The organism is Okeania sp. SIO2F4, from assembly GCF_010672385.1.
GTDB lineage: Bacteria > Cyanobacteriota > Cyanobacteriia > Cyanobacteriales > Microcoleaceae > Trichodesmium.
In genome coordinates this window covers 1-18,983 of the sequence record NZ_JAAHGT010000069.1, presented here as the reverse complement: position 1 = coordinate 18,983, position 18,983 = coordinate 1, and the positions used below count along the sequence as shown (strand labels likewise).

Annotated in this window: 18 protein-coding genes and 2 pseudogenes; 13 read left to right on the top strand and 7 right to left on the bottom strand. The window is 37.3% G+C overall.

Annotated elements, in window-relative coordinates; genetic code table 11:
• Positions 1–640: 640 nt before the first annotated feature.
• The 4 genes and pseudogenes from F6K22_RS07100 to F6K22_RS07085 form a co-directional block, all read left to right on the top strand.
• Positions 641–847, top strand: a pseudogene (locus F6K22_RS07100) (helix-turn-helix domain-containing protein); the annotation flags it as partial.
• Positions 848–1,293: 446 nt separating this feature from the next.
• Positions 1,294–1,716: an RNA-guided endonuclease InsQ/TnpB family protein gene (locus F6K22_RS07095; protein WP_293095111.1), complete on the top strand. Its 423-nt coding sequence runs from the start codon at positions 1,294–1,296 to the stop codon at positions 1,714–1,716.
• On the top strand, positions 1,664–2,065 hold the full coding sequence (locus F6K22_RS07090; RefSeq protein ID WP_293095109.1) for a zinc ribbon domain-containing protein: 402 nt from the start codon (positions 1,664–1,666) through the stop codon (positions 2,063–2,065). Before F6K22_RS07095 ends, F6K22_RS07090 begins: the two co-directional genes overlap by 53 nt.
• Positions 2,066–2,905: 840 nt before the next feature.
• The gene (locus F6K22_RS07085; protein ID WP_293095106.1) at positions 2,906–3,688 is read left to right on the top strand and encodes a hypothetical protein; all 783 of its coding nucleotides are present in this window, start codon (positions 2,906–2,908) and stop codon (positions 3,686–3,688) included.
• A gap of 515 nt (positions 3,689–4,203) precedes the next feature.
• Here the strand turns inward: F6K22_RS07085 and F6K22_RS07080 are convergent.
• Positions 4,204–4,932, bottom strand: coding sequence for a PEP-CTERM sorting domain-containing protein (locus F6K22_RS07080; protein ID WP_293095103.1), 729 nt, complete (start codon positions 4,930–4,932; stop codon positions 4,204–4,206).
• Positions 4,933–5,605: 673 nt separating this feature from the next.
• Positions 5,606–7,240, bottom strand: a complete 1,635-nt coding sequence (locus tag F6K22_RS07075; protein WP_293095100.1) for a Ppx/GppA phosphatase family protein — start codon at positions 7,238–7,240, stop codon at positions 5,606–5,608.
• Positions 7,241–7,600: 360 nt separating this feature from the next.
• On the opposite strand from F6K22_RS07075, the gene F6K22_RS07070 reads away from it, so the two are divergent.
• From F6K22_RS07070 to F6K22_RS07030, 9 genes and pseudogenes are all read left to right on the top strand, one after another.
• Positions 7,601–7,756, top strand: a complete 156-nt coding sequence (locus F6K22_RS07070; protein WP_293095097.1) for an AAA family ATPase — start codon at positions 7,601–7,603, stop codon at positions 7,754–7,756.
• Between the two features lie 196 nt (positions 7,757–7,952).
• Positions 7,953–8,543, top strand: coding sequence for an AAA family ATPase (locus tag F6K22_RS07065; RefSeq protein WP_293095094.1), 591 nt, complete (start codon positions 7,953–7,955; stop codon positions 8,541–8,543).
• A gap of 150 nt (positions 8,544–8,693) precedes the next feature.
• Complete coding sequence (locus F6K22_RS07060; RefSeq protein ID WP_293095091.1) at positions 8,694–8,822, top strand: hypothetical protein; 129 nt, start codon at positions 8,694–8,696, stop codon at positions 8,820–8,822.
• A gap of 40 nt (positions 8,823–8,862) precedes the next feature.
• Positions 8,863–9,015, top strand: coding sequence for a hypothetical protein (locus F6K22_RS07055; protein WP_293095088.1), 153 nt, complete (start codon positions 8,863–8,865; stop codon positions 9,013–9,015).
• A 985-nt stretch (positions 9,016–10,000) separates the two neighbouring features.
• A pseudogene (ltrA, locus tag F6K22_RS07050) lies at positions 10,001–11,961 on the top strand (group II intron reverse transcriptase/maturase).
• 248 nt (positions 11,962–12,209) lie between these two features.
• On the top strand, positions 12,210–12,731 hold the full coding sequence (locus F6K22_RS07045; protein ID WP_293095086.1) for a DNA-binding protein: 522 nt from the start codon (positions 12,210–12,212) through the stop codon (positions 12,729–12,731).
• A gap of 262 nt (positions 12,732–12,993) precedes the next feature.
• On the top strand, positions 12,994–13,428 hold the full coding sequence (locus F6K22_RS07040) for a DUF4276 family protein (RefSeq protein WP_293095116.1): 435 nt from the start codon (positions 12,994–12,996) through the stop codon (positions 13,426–13,428).
• Positions 13,429–13,603: 175 nt separating this feature from the next.
• Positions 13,604–14,485: a 4-hydroxybenzoate solanesyltransferase gene (locus F6K22_RS07035; protein ID WP_293095083.1), complete on the top strand. Its 882-nt coding sequence runs from the start codon at positions 13,604–13,606 to the stop codon at positions 14,483–14,485.
• 382 nt (positions 14,486–14,867) lie between these two features.
• Positions 14,868–15,071: an SLOG cluster 4 domain-containing protein gene (locus F6K22_RS07030; protein WP_293095080.1), complete on the top strand. Its 204-nt coding sequence runs from the start codon at positions 14,868–14,870 to the stop codon at positions 15,069–15,071.
• 928 nt (positions 15,072–15,999) lie between these two features.
• Here F6K22_RS07030 and F6K22_RS07025 read toward each other — a convergent pair.
• From F6K22_RS07025 to F6K22_RS43420, 5 genes are all read right to left on the bottom strand, one after another.
• Complete coding sequence (locus F6K22_RS07025; RefSeq protein ID WP_293095077.1) at positions 16,000–16,716, bottom strand: PHP domain-containing protein; 717 nt, start codon at positions 16,714–16,716, stop codon at positions 16,000–16,002.
• A gap of 101 nt (positions 16,717–16,817) precedes the next feature.
• A complete protein-coding gene (locus F6K22_RS43435; RefSeq protein WP_483244116.1) occupies positions 16,818–17,243 on the bottom strand; it encodes a zinc ribbon domain-containing protein in 426 nt (141 codons plus the stop codon).
• Entirely contained in the window at positions 17,206–17,322 is a 117-nt protein-coding gene (locus F6K22_RS43430; protein WP_483244117.1) for a zinc ribbon domain-containing protein, read from the bottom strand. Before F6K22_RS43430 ends, F6K22_RS43435 begins: the two co-directional genes overlap by 38 nt.
• The gene (locus F6K22_RS43425; protein ID WP_483244115.1) at positions 17,295–17,924 is read right to left on the bottom strand and encodes an RNA-guided endonuclease InsQ/TnpB family protein; all 630 of its coding nucleotides are present in this window, start codon (positions 17,922–17,924) and stop codon (positions 17,295–17,297) included. Before F6K22_RS43425 ends, F6K22_RS43430 begins: the two co-directional genes overlap by 28 nt.
• Positions 17,875–18,204: an RNA-guided endonuclease InsQ/TnpB family protein gene (locus tag F6K22_RS43420; protein WP_483244114.1), complete on the bottom strand. Its 330-nt coding sequence runs from the start codon at positions 18,202–18,204 to the stop codon at positions 17,875–17,877. The genes F6K22_RS43425 and F6K22_RS43420 overlap by 50 nt, the downstream gene beginning before the upstream one ends.
• Positions 18,205–18,983 lie beyond the last annotated feature (779 nt).

The following is an 18,983-nucleotide window of genomic DNA, read 5'->3' as shown; positions in this document are numbered from 1 at the left end:
TCCCGAACGCAAATTCGTCTCTATATATAGCTTTCAACTAGCTTGTCACCCCGTGAGAAATAACTGTTGTGAGGAGTCAGTCCTCAGTCCTTAGTCCTCAGGAGGGAAGACAGGAGGAATATATAAGAAATATTGGAGATGGGGTATTGATAATTTCAGTATTTCTTTGGCAGGTGTCGGTACTCTCAGTCCTTAAATTTTATTATAACTGATTATCCGAACATGATATTAGAACTCAAAAGTCAGAAGTTATAATTTCCTAGGGTGCGTTTTGCTGCGCAACATGAAAAGCAACAGCGTAAGGCACCGAAAGTCCAGTAGTGGAGCGACACAGCTAAAATAGTGCATTAGAATAGCCAGCCAAAAGTTACTATTGTCAAGACAAGCATTGGCGGAGCAAGTGCGGTAGCTATATCGCTAAAAATAAACAATCAAAAACAAGCGCTGTGGACCGACGCAGCTAAAATGGTGCAATAGAATAGTCAGCAATGGAGAACAATAATCATGAGAAGAGGTCGGCGAGATCAAGTATATCTGAGGGTAATTAACAGCTTGATATAATCATAGATTATTTGCTATAACCTGTGATTATCTATATTTTATTTGATGCTACTAGGATTCACGCGCTGAGTTACACGCCACAAATCGGCAAAAAACCTTGCTGGCTAAACACGCGGGTGTGGCGCGTCATGCTTACAATTGGGGATTGTGGCTAACCAGAAATATATTACAGCATAACCAAAACTACCCAGGCAACAAAATCAAATTCCCGACTGCAATTGACCTTCATAAACTATTAGTAGCAATGGTTAAGCCTAATAACTATTGGTCGATACGAAGTATCTAAAACAGCACCCCAATATGCTTTAAGGTATTTGTCCGTTGCTTGGAAACGGTGCTTTAGCAAAGTGTCGGGAATGCCTAAATTCAAGAAAAAAGGTAGAATAGTAATGAATAATGAACAATGAACAATTAATAATGAAAGAAAACTAACTGGACAGTAAAAAGTTTTTTTCTTAATAAAACAGTTGGTTTCATGTGACAAAATGCTCCAGTTCCGACTGTATCGTGAATGGCGATCAAGCATTTAACAATTTTGTTAAAAGAAAACTAATTATTAATTATTAATTATTAATTATTAATTATTTAGATGGCTCAATATCGGTAGGCTTTAATCGTATAAAATTACCGAGAATTGGATGGGTGAAAACATTTGAAATTTTACCAGATAATGTATTTCCTAAATCTGTAACTTAAGCCAGGAAAGCTGATAGATGGTTTATTAGTTTCCCTATGGAAACCATACCCCAAATTACCGAGAAATCAGTGGATGTAGTTGGTGTAGATTTAGGTGTAAAATCTTTAGCTACACTCTCGACTGGCGAAGTATTTCCTGGTGCTAAATCCTACAGAAAGTTAGAAGCTAAACTATCTCGGTTGCAATATTTAAACCGACACAAAGTCAAGTTATCTAATAACTGGAGGGCAGCACAGCTAAAAATAGCGAGACTACACACAAAGGTAGCCAATATCAGGAATGATACATTGCACAAGCTAACTACTTACTTGGCGAAAAACCACAGCCAGATAGTAATAGAAGACTTAAATGTATCAGGAATGATGGCAAATCACAGCTACGTTGCATGCAACGTAGCTAAGGCTATTGCTGATATGGGTTTTTACGAGTTTCGTAGACAGGCGCGAGTACAAGTGTGAGTTATATGCTTCATCCTTAATCATCGTTGATAGATGGTTTCCTAGTTCTAAGACTTGCAGTAGGTGTGGTCAGGTTAAAAATTCTCTATCTTTATCTGAAAGAGTTATAGAGTGCGAACACTGTGGTTTCAGTTGCGCTCGAGATTTGAATGCTAGTTTAAATCTAACTTCGGCGGTCAGTAAGAGCTCCGCTCCGAAATGCGCGTTTCGCGATCTTAGTTGCGTTACGCCAGTTTTGCGAAGCAACAGCAAACGACCGTGGCAGCCAGAGGAGCTGGATAACGCCGACGTTGCCAGTGGAATAGGGAATAGAACAGATTGTAAGCACGAAAATCATAGATTTATATAGATAATCATAGGTTTCTAAGAACGGTAGAACAAAAAGATAACCTAGAAAAAATTACGAGAAATGGCCATGCACCAGCCCAAAAAATTTTACACCCTCGAATTCTCCTAATGTGTGACGAAGCAGAACAAACCACGAGAATTTGGAGTGATGAAGAAATATGTGCATTCACTCTCTTAGAGAAATCAAGTAGATCCCAATGAAGTGATTCAGTTGTTTTCGCGATCGCGTAATTCAATAATGGCCAGAACTTTCTGGAAAACTTTCGTTCCCAACTCTCTAGGGAACTGCTTTACAAAGACGAGGTGGTCGTCTAACTAGTCAATCTCGTCAATCTCGCTGGTCAGGGAATAAAATTTGTGAGTAATATTGCTATTCAAAGTTATTGTCTCATATTCCGCACTTCAAATTGAAGCATAACCTTATTATGCAAAGTATCTAGATTTTGTTAAGTATAATTACTCATTAAATTAGATAACAAGAATACCTACATTTCGTATTTCAAAATGTAGTTTTATACATGGCGAGTCAAAAGTCAGGATTCAATGGACACTGCCAATTGGATAAATAAATACAAAGCCAATTTAAAAATGATTTTTTTAAGTATAAACACTTATTACATTACAGGCATTCATACTACTTCTAGTATTTGAAAATGAAAAATTTATCTTATTGCCAATAAATATGTATTAATTTATACTTTAATTAAGAATTTTAATATATTTTTATATTTTTTTAGATTTGATATACAATTATTTATATTTAGTAAACATTTGTATATTTTCTGTATATATTTATGTGGGTAAAACTACGGAAAGATTTTTTAGTATGAAAAAGATTAGTATGAAAGAGATATTGAGTTTGATTGAACACAAGCAGGTGGAGTTCAGTCAGCATTCCCTATATAAATTCCTCAGAAACGAGGCTATTGCTCCTCAAAAAAGACTAGCTTTTGCACCTTGCTTTGCCTTTTTCGTCATGGGTTTTGGAGAACTCAATACTTGTGTTTTTCGAGACATCCTAACAGATGATCCAATTCAAGATTTAATCAATCAGCATACTTATGAAGATGACAAACATTGGATTTGGTTTTTAGAGGATTTAGAAAAACTCGGAATAGACTACTCACTTCAATTTAGTAAGACTCTCAGATACCTTTGGAGTAAAAAAACTAATTTCTCTCGCTGGACTACTTATAGACTGTATCGACTTGCCTATCAAGCGCATCCTATTCAAAAATTGGTTATGATCAAAGCAATTGAAGCGATCGCCAATATTTTTCTCAGTGCAACGGCAAAAGCAGTAATTGATTTACGGGAAATTTCTCAACAGACATACTATCACTTTGAGCGGTTTTACTTCTTGGTAGATTATAATTATCAGATGCACTCGGAAGAGCAAGAGAAATTCATTAGACATCTCCAAATTCCAGTCGAATTGCATAAAAATGTTGATAAAGTTGTTAAAGAGGTCTTTGAGATTTTCACAGAATTCTCCAGTGCTATTTTGGAGTATACCAAAACTCATTGTATTGATGAACCTTTGAAAGAGATGGCAATACTTGATGAACTAAGAAACTTGAAGCAAAAATTCCCAATTAATAGATATCTCCAACATAAAAATTAAGGGCTTCAAGGATTAAAGTTCTATTTTTCTTTTTCCTCTTGTTGCCTTGCTTTAAAGACTTTTTATACCAATTTCATCAACTTAGGCTACACTACTTATCTTACTCAAACATGAAATAATTTCCGGAAATTGCTGTAGGGTCATTTCAGTTATCAGTTAGCCTCCTGAGTCTGAGCTTCGCTTTTCATGTCGCGCAGCGAAACAGTTAGCTTCCTAGGTCTGAACTTCGTTAAGAGTACCTCTGACTGAAGCCTCTGGCTTGAAATACTGAAGTTGATTTTTTTTCATCCCCTTGAAAGGGTAGGCTATTGACCTGATTTTTTGGTCAAAGTTTTGAGCCTGTAAAATCTTAATGCATGACTTTTGAACGCATGACTTCCGTGAAACGGTATTATTATTTATGATAATATTTTAAAAATAAGCATAAGAGCCTCTCATAACCAAGAGGCTCTGTCGCGATAGAATTTTGAAGAGGTGGGAAATTATCAGGATTTTAATTTAGTAATTCATTTGATTTAAGCCTTATTGGCTGATTTCTTTTTGGATAAAATACCTGCACCAGCAAATAAACCTAAAGCAAGTATAGCAGAAGGTTCAGGTACTTTATCAGGTGAACCACCACCACTCAAGTCGTCATATTGGTATGTCACTGTAACACTCGCTCCAGCTTGTGTAGAAATAATAGAGGCAATGTTAGCTGCACCTGTCACCTCTGAATCAGTGGAAGCAGAGAATAAAAACTGTACATTATCATCACCAGTGAAGAAATCTAATACAGCTTGGTCATTATAAAAGTTCTCTCCACTTAATGAAGCTATTAGTCCGTCAAAGGTGCTACCAGAAGTACCTCCAAAATCTGTATTACCATCATCAGCAGTTGCATCAAATGAATCTGATGCACTTGCTGTTTCTTCAAACAAAGGGTTATTGAGACTATCAGTAGACTCAAGTAACTGCAAAATACCTTCAAGACTAAAAGTTAAAGTTTGAGCTTGTGCATCTAGGCTCTCTACTTTGGCATCGCCCACGATTTGTCCATCAAAGCCAACTGTGACACTTTGAAGTGTACCAAGACTACCATCAAATTTTTCAAGTGATAAGAGGGCATCCGTAATATCTGTTGGTGCTAGATCGACAGTGTCTGTAAATGTTTTAGTCAGAGCATTAGCAATACCAGCATTCGCCATTACACCAGTAAATGCAACTGTAGCAGTTAAACCAGCAAGGAATTTAGAGTTAATCATGTTATTGATTATGTTTTGGATTTGTGTTTGTTTAATTAGTTACTTTATAACAATTCCCTGTAAAGAAAGCAAGTATTTCTACTTGATATTTACAAAAATTTCATAAAAACTAAGTATTTTGACTTAATTTTTGCCAAAAGTCCAAAATGCAAACGTCAAAAATAATCTCTGATATGAAATCCGCTCGGGTTCGGTGTAAAAAAATGTTCCATCTTCAGCTATTGCCAAATCTTTCTATCTCTCCCCATCTCCCCACCCTCTATATCTAATTACACCAATGCTACCGGATTTTATCTAACTGAGGCGCGATAATTTAGAAATGTCTTAACCTTTACTTAGATTGCTATATTTTTGGATAAGTATTTCAAGGATTAAACTTCTCTATAAAATATTGATTTTTCGTAAATGATAGTAGTTGCTATAATACTCTTAGAATCCTAGTAATTCTATCGCTGAGGAGTCACTCCTCAGGAGTCAGGAAAAAAAAATACTTGAACCATTGAATTATATAATGTATTGAATAGTATGTCTGTGTTAAGAGGAAGTAATTTTGCGATTATTGCATAACGGGATTTGATATTACACCCGAATATAATAGAATTAACTAAACCGATGTTTTAGGTGAGGTTTCTGAAACCCCGCCTCTCTAAACAGCGGGGTAGTTCATCCTTCTTCAAACAGATACCATTGCAGTTTCTAACTTTACTATTAATTTTAAACCAAACTCTTCCTCAAACGCCTCCTTCTTATATTCCAAACTCCACAACTCCAAAGCACAATCATCTTTAGGGTCAGTAGGTCGTAACCAGAGATGAAATTCCCGTTGATTTTTGTTTAACCAACATTTCACATTAGCGATCGCTCCTTTTTGTCGCCTATCTAAAGCTATCGCTAACCGCAACAATGCACTCAACTCAGACACAACTTGTTGATATTTTTTGGGTAAATTTTGATAATGCTCGTGTTTTTTCTTAGGTAAACTCTTGCGGTGATAACGAGCTAAATTAGCAATAACTTCAATTTCAATCTCACTATACCCCAGTAACTCCCCATTCCGAATCAAATAATAAGAATGTTTATGGTGTTCTGAATGACTTACATATAAACCACAATTATGCAAAATTCCTGCTGACCATAATAACTCTCGTTCATCACATCCCCACTCATGCAGCACTCCCTGAGTTTGGTCAAATAAATACAACGCCCAAGAAGCAACCCGTTCGCTATATTCCATATTGACCTGATATTTTTGGGCAATTTTGAGGGTGTTACGTTGGCGAATTGAACTTTGAAAACGGAGGCGATCGTCTATCAAACCATGATTCAACATCCAGTCAACTATTACACCCTCCCTCAAACTTCTTTCACAGACAGTTAGCGACTCCATTCCTAATAAACTCATTGCTTCCTGTAACACCAAAGCACCCGCCAAAATTATTTCTGCTCGCTTTTCAGACATTCCTGGAACTTCTAGTCTTTCAGAAATAGATAGTTTCCTTAACTTGTTTATTAACTCTTCCAATTCGGCAAAACTAAACTGATAACCCCCCAGAGGAGTTGGTACACTTCCCAATTTTTCATAAGCATGAATAGTTGCTAAAGTTTCAATAGTACCAGCAGTTCCCACTAACCGAGGTTGTTCACCTTTGTTGATGTTAGCTAATAATTCTTCTGTCGGACGTTCCAATAAACCTCTAGTGTATGCTTGCAAATATGCAAACTGACTCTTACTAATGGGGTCAGTGGTAACAAATTCTTTCGTCAGACGTACTGCACCTACTTTTGTACTACTTAGAGTTCTCGGTGTATCGCTATCACCTAATATCAACTCTGTCGAACCTCCACCAATATCAATAATAATATGGGGTTGGTTGTTAAATTCCATTGCTGAAAGCACCCCTAGATAAATTCGTCGTGCTTCTTCTTGACCGGAGATTAAGTTAACATATAGGTTTAACTCATCAGCTATTCTGTTGAGAAATTCTTTGCCATTGGGTGCTTCCCGTACAGCACTGGTAGCAACTGTGATAGTTTGTTCCGCATTAGCACTTTTGGCAATTTTTTGGAAACGCTCCAAAGTAGCGATCGCTCTATCCATCACTTCTGGTTTTAAATTACTCTTCGTTCCGCACTCTCCCAGTCTGACTGTTTCTTTGTCTCGGTCAATAATGGTAAAAGTGGGTAACCTGGGGTCAATTTTTACTACCACCAAATGTAACGAGTTGGTACCCATATCTATTGCCGCCAAGATACGGTCTTTGTTTCCTAGTGGAGTAGGAATTCTAACTAGAGGAACAGATGTAACCATATAAATGTGTCCTAATTTACAAGTTTGTTAAATTTTAGATTAAATAATGTCATCTGTTTTATTATGACAAAAAATAACTAAAATGGACTTTTTCTATTGACAAATTATGCTTCTTAAGGTATTAGCTAAGAGAAAAAACTCGTAAAATAGGCATCTTGCCTGTAACAGAAAAAAACTTGTAGCACAGGTTTCTTACCTGTAACAAGCGTATTTGACTCAGACAAAATCATCTATCAGGACTTACGCATAACCACTTTATAGTGCCTTTCAGATTGATTTAACCTCGCGTCATAACCAAAACCCTGTAGGGGCGATTCGCGAATCGCTCCTACAATGGTCTACCGAAATCAAACTAAAACAATGCCAAAAAAATCTATTCCCAGAATTGAATATCTACGAGTGCAAAACTATTGCGCTCTGCGTGATTTAGAACTAAAAAAAATCACTCCGTTAACTGTATTTTTAGGTCCTAATAGTAGTGGTAAATCAACAATATTTGATGTCTTTGCTTTTTGATCAGAATGTTTTACATACGGTCTCAGAAAAGCTTGAAAAAAAAGGATAAATTTAGATAATTAATAACTATAAATACTGAAGTAAATATAGTATTTGAAATTAAATATAGAGGAACGAAAACATCGCCTTTAATTACATATAATCTTGCAATTTATGAAAGAATAAAAAGTCCTTATGTTGCTGAATAATGGTTGGAATGGAGAATAGCAAAAAGAGGAAAACTTTTAAGTTTTTAGACTTTAAAGAAGGGGAAGGAAAAGTAACTACTGGAGAAATGCCTGATGCAGAAGACGAAAGAGTATCTGAAAAACTAGAATCTGCTGAATTTTTAGCAGTAAGTACCCTAGGACAATTTGCTAAACATCCTCGTGTTAGTGCCTTGAGAAAATTTATTACAGGTTGGCATCTTTCCTATTTAACTGCGGACAATACTCGCAGTATTCCTGAAGCTGGTGCCCAAGAAAGATTATCGCCAACAGGTGATAATTTACCTAATGTTATTCAATATCTTAAAGAACAACATTCAGAACGACTTGAAAAAATTCTTGATATTCTTTCTCGTCGATTTCCACGTTTAGAAAAAGTTGAAGCTTCAACTATGCAAGATGGGAGACTTTTACTACAGATAAAAAATGCTCTTTTTGCTACACCAATATTAGCAAAGTTTGCTTCTGATGGTACTTTAAAAATGTTAGCTTATCTTACTGTTTTACACGACCCATATCCACCACAACTTATCGGTATTGAAGAACCTGAAAATAATTTATATCCTCGTTTATTACTATAACTTCCTGAAGAGCGTCGTGCTGCTTCAGCTAATACTCAATTGATGGTGAAAGCTAATTATCCGTTTTTTATTGATGGGATAAGACCACAATAATTATGGGTACTTTACCGAGATGAAAATGGTTATACTCAGGTTAAACGTACTAGCGAAATGCGAGGCATTAAAGAATTTATGGAAGCAGGAGCATCTTTAGGTAATTTATGGATGGAAGGCTATATTGAATTTGGAAATCCTTTAAAAAATCAAGGCGCTCCACGCAAAAATCCAGCTAGAAATTAGTAAGTATAGGAGTAGCTAACGAGTGCATATTAAATTTCTAGTGGAAGATTTTTCAACGGAGGAAACTCTCTGTCATTTATTCGCAAATATTCTGGGCGATCGGATAACTTTTGATACTCACTCTTTTCAGGGTAAACGAGATTTACTTTCTAAACTACCGAAACGATTAAAAGGATATAAAAAATGGATATAGCGATTCCCAAAAAGCGTGAGGTACAAAGCTCGTAATTTTTAGGCAGTAGGGAGCAGGAGTTATGGTTATGTGCGAATAGGAAAAACAACTATACTTCAGTAACTTGATAAACGCTATTATTCCGAGTTCTACTCATTTTTTATACTGTCTTAGATTGAGAATTTATCAGTGCGACTCGTTGGCTAGTCAAGACTGCTGAAAAGTAGGTATACCTAGCCTTCCGTGGCTAATCTTGAAGGAGGTTAAATATATGGCCACAGGAAAACTCTTATACCCTTGGTGGTGAGATTCCATCCGCCCTGTTGTTGGGTTGACAGCATAGGCCACACTGGTGAGAATGAACATCAAACTGGTGAAGCTGGTCTAAAAGCGGGAAAATACCAGTTACCGAGGAACGATACCGCAAGCAAAAGACTGACAAGTGGACGAACACGAAGTAATTAAACTCTCGTTATTCAGAAACATCCCAAAGGTAGCTATGGGATGTAGGACGAAAGTCAGAGGGTCTATGGATATTACTATTGTAAAGGTAATATCAACAACCATACCACACCCTTCCGGAGACTTTACCTCACTAAATCAGCCGTAAAAAGGAATAAGGGAACGAGGAAACCTCCCTAAGACACCTGAGAATATAGGTCGAAATCGAAGGCAAGCCATTCAAGGTCAATCTGCACAAAGGTTGCAGGTCTTAGGGAGAATAGGATTGGCTAAGAAGCATACTAATTAATAATTAATAATTAATAATTAATAATTAATAATTAATAATTAAGAGCTGCGCAGAGCGAGTAAATATTCAGAGGCTGAATTGCTTGCTATACTTAAGTAATGGGAGTTATTGTTCAGTCAATCCCCAATTACTAAAAGCTAGATGTTATAACACTTTTGGCGAAGTTTACGCGTATGCGCTCTAATCATTATTCATTATTCATTATTCATTGCTGACGTACCCACTGTTAGACGTAATGTAAGGTAATCATTAGCAATGAATAAGGCTAAAACACTAAAAAGATGTTTAGGAAACCCTAAACCATTTTTAAGCGTGGCATGGGATACAGACAATATACCGAATCAAGTCAGTGTCAATCCAAATCTCAAGTGGAGAGATATTGACTGGAGACGGGTTGAGAAGAATATATTTAAGTTGCATGCATTTAATTTACAGAGCATCCAGCCGTGGCGAAATCCGCTTTCCGGCGTAAATACCAAAGACTTCTGACCAAAAGTTATTACGCCTTGTTGCTAGCTGTTAGGCGCGTGACCCAGGATAACCAAGGTAAGAAAACTGCTGGCGTGGACGGAATCAAAAATCTACCACCAATGCAACGTTTCAACTTGGTAAACCTACTTTCATCACGCTATCTCAAAGCAAGCCCTACCCGCAGAGTCTGGATACCAAAACCAGGTAAAGATGAAAAGCGACCGCTTGGAATCCCCACAATGTACGACAGAGCCTTACAAGCCCTGGTTAAATTAGGTATGGAACCAGAATTGGAAGCACACTTTGAACCTAATAGCTATGGTCTTTTCCGGAGGTCAACACATGATGCCATTGAAGCCATCTTTAACAGCATCAGAATCAAACCAAAATACGTTCTTGATGCTGACATATCCAAATGTTTTGACCGAATTAACCATGATGCACTGCTAGGAAAGATTGGAAAGACTCCCTACAGACAACTAATCAAGCAATGGTTAAAGTCTGGTGTAGTTGACAAAAACCAATTCCACCCACCCCTCTTGCTCCCCTCCCGGGAGGGGATGGGGGTGGGTACACCACAGGGAGGGGTAATATCACCTCTAAAGCGCAAACATCGCCTTACACGGTATGGAAGAAAGATTAATGGAATTTGCCAAAACCCTCGATATGAAAGATAAAAGAGGTAATCAAATAGGCAAACGTAACAAAATAAGTAGTCTTTCTCTAATACGCTATGAGTCTCGACTTTGTTATCCTACACGAAGACATCAAAGTAGTCCTGCAAGCAAAGACCGTAATACAGGAATGGTTAAACCAGGTAGGATTAGAACTAAAACCTCCAAAAACCAAAATTGCCCATACCTTAGAGGAACACGAAGGAAATAAACCCGGATTTGACTTTCTAGGTTTCACAATTAGGCAATGGAAAGTTAAGTCAACCAAACAAGGATTTAAAACGCTGATTAAACCGTCCTTCAAGAGTATTAAAACTCATTATAGGAAAATTGCAGATATATGTGATACTCACAAAACTGCTCCAGTTAAAGCTCTTATAGCTAAACTGAATCCGATAATAAGAGGATGGGCTAACTACTTCTCAACCGTAGTCAGCAAAAGAATATTCAACAAAATGGATATGCTCTTATGGAAAAGATTATGGAGATGGGTGAGTAGGAGGCATCCAAATAAGTCAGCCACATGGGTTAAGAAAAAGTATTTCCCCAACGTAAAAGGAACCAGGAATTGGGTACTTAACGATGGCGAATATATACTAAACCGACACTCGGATGTACCCATCATAAGGCACATCAAAGTTAAAGGTACTGCATCACCCTACGACGGTGACTGGACTTATTGGAGTAATAGAGTCGGTAAATATCCGGGCGTAAAGAAAGAAGTCACAATGCTGTTAAAACGGCAAAAGAATAAATGCGCCTGAATGTGGATTAACCTTTAGGCCGACCGACCTTATGGAAATAGACCATATAAAACCAAGTTCTGAAGGTGGTGATAACACATACAAAAACAAACAACTGTTGCACCGACATTGCCACCATACTAAAACTGCCCTAGATAACAAAAAGTATCCGAAACCAAAGTTACAGGACTTACCTGAAGGATATTTATGGGTTGACGATATGTTGGTTCTAAAGCAGGGATATACCTATGACAAAGGACGTTTAAGAGAGGAGCCGGATGAGGTGAAAGTCTCACGTCCGGTTTTGAAGACGAGTCGGGTAGGGTAACTTACCTGGCTTAGTTCAACGTTATAATTCTCTTCTTACCTAAGTTATTTTATTCACGATTACTTTTGACTTCCGTAAAACGGTATAACCTATGAAAAAAAGTATTTTGAGAGAATGAAATATATCGTAACAAATAATCTGTTAATTTTCAATATTTCTTAATACTTATCTAGCTTTGTTTAATGATTTGTCGTGTTATGGTAGATAAAAATATTAAAATTTATATAAGTAATAAGAACTATAACGTTATGGTTATAACTGTCTCATATGTAAGTACAACAGAAGCAGCATTTCTACTTAATATTTCTACAGGTAGATTACGATTGCTGCTGAATCAAAAGCGAGTCATCGGTGCGAACAAAGTTGGCCGACGTTGGATGATGCCACTCAATGCTCGGGGAATGCCAGAAATCATACCGGGTACTCGTGGTCCTGAAGGTACTTGGAACAAAAATAATCGTACAGCCAATACTTTTGTTCATGTACTGCGCAAAACCATAGATTACAACAGGGAAAATGGAACTTCTCATCCGGCAGTTGCTGTAAAAGTCGGAGATAAAAAAGATTATTGTCATGCTCTGAAAATTCACGGACCTTGCCAAATAGTTTATCAACCTCATCAACCTAATAGAAGTCAAGCTGGGGGTGCCCGCCTATGGATAGAGGTTGAACCACAACATATTGTAGAGCGGGTGTATTTTTCAGGTGGGGATTATGGTCCGCCTCCGGAAGTGGTTCAGCAGAGAGCAAGATTTGAAAAGAAAAAATAAAAAGTCAAAAAGGGAAAGCTGAAAAAGAAGGGTAATTAATAGAAGAAATTAAGTAATTTATATAAATATAGTCATTTAACTTTAGATTGAGACAAAGCTTTCTTGCTATGAGCGAGTTTCAGACGAAAAAACGTCTCATCTTTAAGTTAAACTACTATAGTTAGTTTGAGAAGGAAGATTGTTGAGCAGAGTCTATGTTCTGTTCTATTTCTTCCTGTCTAGTTTTGGCTGCTTATAAAAAGAGGTATCTAATGATTGGAGAATTATAATTTTAGTAGATAGAGATAATGAAGATTGTAAAAAATTGAAATTACAGTTAGAAAAAATTGCTAGAGATGCTGGATTTGCGACGAAAAGTAAAAGTAAAAAGAAATATCAATTAATTAACAGAATTATGATTGAAGAATTAGAAGCTTGGTTTTTTGGAGATATTCCAGCTTTGACTAAAGCGTATCCTAAAGTATCTAAAAATCTAAGTCAAAATGCTAAATATCGTGACCCGGACGACATTAAATGTGGTACTTGGGAAGCTTTACAAGAAGTGCTTCAAAGAACAGGTTATCATCAAGGAGGATTAGAAAAACTGAAAGTTGCTAAAGATATTTCACCCCAGATGAATCCTCCAAAAAATACTTCAAAAAGTTTTCAAGTTTTCCATCTTTGTTTATTAGAAATAATGGAATATGAAAAAAATTAATTTGATGAAATTGAAGAAGCGATCGCCTCTAAAAAATATCACAATTTATATTACGTTCAGTAGAATAATAATAATTACGCTCCTAGCTTTGCTTGAGCAATTAAGATAAACATTTTAAGGCAAAATTATAAACAAATTTGATATTATAACTCATAACTAATAACTGATAACTAAAATGACTCAATCTACTCTACCTGAATCAGAATCAACCTTAATAAAAGTAATCAAACTTCTGAGATGGGATAAACCTGCTGGACGTTTTATTTTAATGATACCTGCTTTATGGGCCGTATTTTTAGCCACCCACGCCATGCCACCCATACCATTAGTCGGAGTAATAGTAGTAGGAACATTTGCTACCAGTGCCGCTGGTTGTGTAATTAACGATTTATGGGATCGGGATATCGATCCAGAAGTAGAGAGAACTCGCGATCGCCCCCTTGCTTCCCGCGCTTTGACCATTCAAACAGGTATTTTTATTGCCATTATTGCCTTTGCTTGTGCGGGAGTTATCGCCTTATATCTGAACCCCCTGAGTTTTTGGTTATCTGTAGCTGCGGTTCCAGTAATTATCTGTTATCCTTTAGCAAAGCGAGTTTTTCCAGTACCCCAGTTAGTATTATCTATTGCTTGGGGTTTTGCGGTTTTAATTAGTTGGAGTGCTGCTGTAGCTAAGTTGGATACTGCAACTTGGATATTGTGGGGTGCAACTATTGTTTGGACACTGGGTTTTGATACAGTTTATGCCATGAGCGATCGCGAGGATGATCGACGTTTAGGTGTTAATTCTAGCGCTTTATTTTTTGGTGAATATACTACTAATGTTGTGGGTATATTTTTCTTTTTAACTGCTGTTTTATTAGGGTTATTAGGAATAGAAATGGAGCTACATATTGGCTTTTGGATAGGTCTGGGAATTGCTACAGTTTTTTGGTTTAGTCAATATGGAAAATTACGGCAAGAAGATATTTTGAAACCTTACGGTCAGATATTCAGACAAAATGTTTGGATTGGTTTTATCTTATTAGCTGGCATGATTACAGGTTTCATATTTTGATGTAGAAGGCACGACAAAGATTTTAACATTTTAACATAGATGCAGGGATGATACCTAAAAATACTGTAATTTATAACTCCCTGTTCTCTATTTATTGATGAAAAAAATAATTATTGGGGTTGTATCATGTCCGCTTAATAAGTGATAAAAAAAACTTTCTCTTCCTTCTCCTGACATAGTAGTCGCCATTACTAGCGCGGACATTCTCGCTCCTCTCAAATTTAGTCCGTGCTGTGAATTTAACTTCTGTACGTCGCCCTACCGACAGCTCCCCTATCTAACTTCGCGCCTTCTGACTTCAGCTATATCTTCTTTCTTTCTCCCCTTCTTTCTCCTAATTTCTCACTCCTCCCTAATTATTTATAACTATGATTATCCGAAAATGATATTTATAGTTATGGGCAGTGGCGCAACTTCAACAAACCTAAAAAATGTCTGCAAACTCACTCAATTAATTGCTCAACAATCATGGTTATTATTGATGGGTGGGCAACATCAGAGTGTCAATACTGGGAGTAAAGCGGTGAAATCTGCTAATGGTTTAACTATTGATATTTTGCCTGGTAATAGTCTTATTTGTCTTTAGTTCATACCCAATTTTCTCAAAGTTATACCTCTGGGTGAGTTCATTAATTGATAATGGATAATGGATAATTGATTATTACCTCGGGTTTTAACCGTTACGGAATTGAATATAAGGAATATTTTCTTTTCTCTTGGTTGATTGGATATGGCGTTTAGCGTTCCGCACAACGCGCGTTTTTCATGTCGCGCAGCGAAACGCGGAGCGACTTGAATTGCGTTTCGCTTTCCTACGGAATAATTGCGCAAACGCGACATGAAACGCGGCTCTGTAAGAGCGGGAGACCTCGCCATCCCTCCTAAGGTCATGCTGCCTCTTGCCTCCTTCGGAGGAGCTACCTCTTGCAGAGGAGCTTCGCTAACGCTAACGCAAACGACCGCTCTCTTGGTCGATTAGACATCTGGTGGAAAAGAGGGAACACTTAACACTTAACACTTAACAGGAAGAAAGAATAGATAATTTCTGGATGAGAATTGATTTGATTTTTAATTTTCACGGGCTTTGTGTATTGGATATGGCGAGGTCTCCTCGCCATCCCTCGACCGCTTTTTCCCCTATCCAAGGGGAGACTTCAAGGCGCGAATTATTTAATTATTAATTATTCGGTAAATTTTAAAGAATATATAAGTTTAATTACAAAATATTAAAATTTCCCACAAACTCTTAAAAACTTGTTATTTTAATAAAACATTTAAAAAACTGTTAAAAACAAACTATGAAAGTATCAAATTCTTCAATACATCTAGGTCAATCAATATCCCTAGGAATTGTTTTATTACTAATGAGTCTAGGGATTATGCTTTTGACAGCTATAATGATAGCAAATGGTAGTTAAACAAAACAATAGACCTCTTGAGTTAGAGGTCTAGTTAGTCCAATTTTAAGATAATTTTAGTTTTGATGAATAGGGTGGGATAGTGGCATTCCCACCCTATAAACGTACCAAAAGATTTTTACCATGAGTATCAGTACCACAGGTATTAAGCAAACCATAGGTAGCACTAAGTTTTTTCACTTGTTCTGTTTGTTTTGGACTAGGAGACCAAGGTTTAGTATGAGTGTAACCATAGTAAGTCTCGACGCCATCAATACCCAACTTCGCTGCTGCCTTGATTAAGTCAGTAGCAGAACGCTTATAACGACAGGGATGAGCGAGTACCGCCAAACCACCCGCTTCTTGAATAGCAGTAATGACATTAGCAGCTTGATATTCTTGACCTTTAGTCGCCTTTCCTGTCAAATAAGGTTGTAAACTCGGATGTTCTAGATCAAAGCCATATCCGAGAATATGTACCTCAACATTCAGTAAGTTGGCATTAATTTCTACCCCACTCCAGAGAATAGGTGCTAAATGCTCTCGATCTGGATTAATAGATTTCCAGTTTTCTAACCAACTTTGAGCTATTTGATAACCACCAATACTATGATGGTCAGTAATGGCCAAACCTTTGAGACCGATCGCAATTGCTTGCTCTATTAAACTCTCAGGTCTTAACTGTCCATCGGAGTAGATTGTATGCATATGAAAGTTATAAGAATTTGGACAGCTATAGGCATCAATAGTTTCAAAGATTTGCTTAATTTTAGAGTAATTATTAACCACTCTTTTGTGAGTAAAATCAGGAGCCAAAGTTATGTTGATAGACATATATCTTCATAAATTGTTACTTTATCCAATATATCTAAAATTTGGCTGACAAGCTGCAAATTTGTCCCAGTTAACTAATTTGACATCCTCCCAACGCTGCTCTACGAGACAGCGCGGGATTCCCTAGCATCACTGTTAGAGACTTTCTGTTTCTTAGCACCCGCATAAACGAGATTTACTCTCAGATGGTCTAAAGGCGCACTCCTAAAGACTTGCCAGCGCCGCCAAAGGGGGTCTCCCCCATGAGCGACTGGCGCTGACACTGCGAGTCCCGCAGCCTTCGAGCGTGGGCGTTCCCTCTCTTGGTCAGCATTCCGCAAGCGAGCTGTCGGCGGCGCGGGGTCTGACCGCTTGCGTCTGACGCCGACGCGGGTTCCCATCCGCAAAATATTTATACTAGCGTTAATATCTCGATCGTGGTGAGCTGCACATTCAGGACAATCCCACTCTCTAATATTTAGAGGTAATTTCTCCACTACATGACCACAATTAGAACAACGCGCGCGAACTAGGGAAATATCTATCAATTTTGATTAACTCTCGGCCATACCAATCAGCCTTATACTCTAATTGCCTGACTAATTCGGACCAGTTGGCATCACTAATTGCTCTTGCGTGCTTTGTGATTCGCGGACCATATTTTTTACCGCTAAATCTTCAACTACAATAGTTTGATTTTCTCTAATTAGTTGTAGGGCAGCCGTCGGATTGGCGACGTATGTTAGCTTATGAGTATAGTCAAGCCTTGAATCTTTAATTTTTGCGTGTATCCTAGCTACTTTAAGCCTAGCTTTTTGATAGTTATTAGACCCCTTAGTTTTTCTCTTTAGAGACTTAGCCGCTAGCCTCAGTTTCTTGTGTAATTTGTTTAGATTCTTAGGGTTGGCTACTTTTTCTCCATTACTGGTAGTTAAAAGACTGGTGATACCTAAGTCAATACCTACTTGTTTGTTACTCGGTTTGAGTCTTAAATCTCTGGTGTCCTTGACTCTCAAAGATACAGACCATCTACCACTAGGGTCAAGTTTGACAGTAATTGTACTAGGCACACAGTTTTGGGGTAGTTGCCTACTCCACCTTATAGATAATGGTTCAGCACATTTAGCTAGATAAACTTGACCATCTTTCCACTTGAAAGCAGACTTTGTGAATTCAGCACTACCACCCGGCGCGTTTTTTCTTGAAATTAGGATATTTAGCCCGCCCACTGAAAAAGTTAGTGAAAGCAGTTTGTAGATGTCTCAAACCTTGCTGTAATGGGACGCTACTGACTTGTGTGAGTAAATCTAAATCTTCCTGCTTTTTCCAGTTCGTCAGCATAGCAGAAGTTTGCTTATACCCTACTCGCTCTTTGTTTTCATACCAAGCTTGAGTTCTAGCAGCTAAAGCTCTGTTGTAGATCAGTCGAACACACCCCAATGTTCTCCGCAACAGGTTTGCCTGTTCTGGAGTAGGATAGAACCTAAACTTGTAAGCTTTCTCAACCATTTACTGCTTGCTTATTCTTATGTTTACATTTTAACATACTCCGTGTGAAACTGCAACATCGATTGGCATTCCCATACGGCGCTCCCCTAGGGGAGAGCGCGGGTATAAATGCCAACATTCAGATAAAAGTTCTCAGTGCAGTTGTTGAGGAAATATGCACAGAATCAGGCAACAGCTCCAGAAAGTAACAGGAATAATAGTTTCAGAGTTTTTATCATTTTTGGGACTTTTGATAACTCATCTTTCACGAGTCACTTTATCATCTAATTAAGTAGACAAAAATCGTTAAATCGCCTCGTATTTATACTCTATAAATTATCTTTATTCACCTTCCTCATAGTCAAATCAGAAGGTTTATTAAGTATAAATACTTAATTTTTTCTCTAATTAGCTATTTTCTAAAGGACTCTATGTGAATCCCATTCGCTCTTATACGCCAACAAATTTACCGAAAAATAAAGGTATAAAGCCTATTCTTTTAAGGAGAAAAAAAGTGCTAGGATATCTCCTTATCCATATTCCGTTACGGTTTTGCTTGAAGTAATTATCCATTATCCATTATCCATTATCCATTAATGAACGATCCGCTACCTCACTGATTATCTTTTCTACTATATTTTTAAATTCAGAATATTTATTATAAATCATTGAATAAGTAGGTAGGCACGAAAAAATCAAACTATGTAAAGATAAGTAAATACGGAAAGTTGATCTATCAAGGTGATTTTTTTATGGGCGCTCGTTTCAGGATTTTTCTCACTCGTGAGCAAGACCAAAAA

Excerpts from the sequence above, each read along its gene's own strand:
- F6K22_RS07095 (WP_293095111.1), top strand. The coding sequence starts at position 1,294 with ATGGAAACCATACCCCAAATTACCGAGAAATCAGTGGATGTAGTTGGT.
- F6K22_RS07085 (WP_293095106.1), top strand. The coding sequence starts at position 2,906 with ATGAAAGAGATATTGAGTTTGATTGAACACAAGCAGGTGGAGTTCAGT.
- F6K22_RS07080 (WP_293095103.1), bottom strand. The coding sequence starts at position 4,932 with ATGATTAACTCTAAATTCCTTGCTGGTTTAACTGCTACAGTTGCATTT.
- F6K22_RS07075 (WP_293095100.1), bottom strand. The coding sequence starts at position 7,240 with ATGGTTACATCTGTTCCTCTAGTTAGAATTCCTACTCCACTAGGAAAC.
- F6K22_RS07070 (WP_293095097.1), top strand. The coding sequence starts at position 7,601 with ATGCCAAAAAAATCTATTCCCAGAATTGAATATCTACGAGTGCAAAAC.
- F6K22_RS07065 (WP_293095094.1), top strand. The coding sequence starts at position 7,953 with ATGGAGAATAGCAAAAAGAGGAAAACTTTTAAGTTTTTAGACTTTAAA.
- F6K22_RS07060 (WP_293095091.1), top strand. The coding sequence starts at position 8,694 with ATGCGAGGCATTAAAGAATTTATGGAAGCAGGAGCATCTTTAGGTAAT.
- F6K22_RS07045 (WP_293095086.1), top strand. The coding sequence starts at position 12,210 with ATGGTTATAACTGTCTCATATGTAAGTACAACAGAAGCAGCATTTCTA.
- F6K22_RS07035 (WP_293095083.1), top strand. The coding sequence starts at position 13,604 with ATGACTCAATCTACTCTACCTGAATCAGAATCAACCTTAATAAAAGTA.
- F6K22_RS07030 (WP_293095080.1), top strand. The coding sequence starts at position 14,868 with ATGATATTTATAGTTATGGGCAGTGGCGCAACTTCAACAAACCTAAAA.
- F6K22_RS07025 (WP_293095077.1), bottom strand. The coding sequence starts at position 16,716 with ATGTCTATCAACATAACTTTGGCTCCTGATTTTACTCACAAAAGAGTG.
- F6K22_RS43420 (WP_483244114.1), bottom strand. The coding sequence starts at position 18,204 with ATGGTTGAGAAAGCTTACAAGTTTAGGTTCTATCCTACTCCAGAACAG.